Annotated in this window: 1 protein-coding gene; it reads left to right on the forward strand. The window is 67.1% G+C overall.

The features are described 5' to 3' along the window. Positions 1-12 precede the first annotated feature (12 nt). The gene (locus PL640_RS25875) at positions 13-159 is read left to right on the forward strand and encodes a hypothetical protein (protein WP_442867059.1); all 147 of its coding nucleotides are present in this window, start codon (positions 13-15) and stop codon (positions 157-159) included. The last annotated feature ends 200 nt before the right edge of the window (positions 160-359 follow it).

A 359-nucleotide genomic window follows, 5' to 3' on the forward strand; every position in this document is an offset into this window, starting at 1 on the left:
CGCGATGTCGGTATTCCCGGCCATCTGCGCGAGGTGGGCGTCAGGAAAGAGGATATTCCGGCGCTGGCCCAGGCGGCGCTGGCGGATGTGTGTACCGGCGGCAACCCGCGCGAGGCGAGCCTGGCGGATATCGTCGGGTTATATCAGGCGGCCTGGTGATTGCCTGGCCCGGGTAAAGCAGGCAGTGCCGGAGGCAGTCACCCTGCACCGGCGCACCTCTTAACGAAGGTCAGCGCGTCAGCCGCAGCTGCTGCAGATTGCCGTCCAGCTGGAGGTCGGTCTGCAGGCGGGCCACCTCCCGGCAGGTGAAGGCCATCTCCTGATGCGCGGCCAGCTTTTTGCGCCACTTCTCCGGGACC

It is taken from the genome of Agrobacterium sp. ST15.16.024 (genome assembly GCF_027956545.1).
Taxonomy (GTDB): Bacteria; Pseudomonadota; Alphaproteobacteria; order Rhizobiales; family Rhizobiaceae; genus Agrobacterium; species Agrobacterium cucumeris.